The sequence below is a fragment of the Stenotrophomonas sp. TWI819 genome (assembly GCF_039673075.1).
Classification (GTDB): Bacteria; Pseudomonadota; Gammaproteobacteria; order Xanthomonadales; family Xanthomonadaceae; genus Stenotrophomonas; species Stenotrophomonas rhizophila_B.
In genome coordinates this window covers 1-303 of sequence record NZ_JBDJKY010000033.1, presented here as the reverse complement: position 1 = coordinate 303, position 303 = coordinate 1, and the positions used below count along the sequence as shown (strand labels likewise).

At 56.1% G+C, this 303-nt stretch carries 1 rRNA gene; it reads left to right on the top strand.

What is annotated here, in order from left to right:
* Nucleotides 1–197: 197 nt before the first annotated feature.
* Nucleotides 198–303, top strand: a 5S ribosomal RNA gene (gene rrf / locus ABE463_RS18640); the annotation flags it as partial.

Here is a 303-nt window from a genome sequence, read left to right as displayed (position 1 = left end):
GAAGTGAAACGCAGCTGCGCCGATGGTAGTGTGGCCTAAGCCATGCGAGAGTAGGTCATCGCCAGGGTTTTTACCCGAAAACCCCGCTGCTCACGCAGCGGGGTTTTCTTTTTTTGCAGGCACCTGGTTTTTACAGGTACTTGTTTCTCGGAAGAGACCTCTGCTGAGCTGGCGCAATGCGCTGCTCCAACCGTCTCCCTGGTGAAATTAGCGCTGTGGAACCACCCGATCCCATCCCGAACTCGGAAGTGAAACGCAGCTGCGCCGATGGTAGTGTGGCCTAAGCCATGCGAGAGTAGGTCA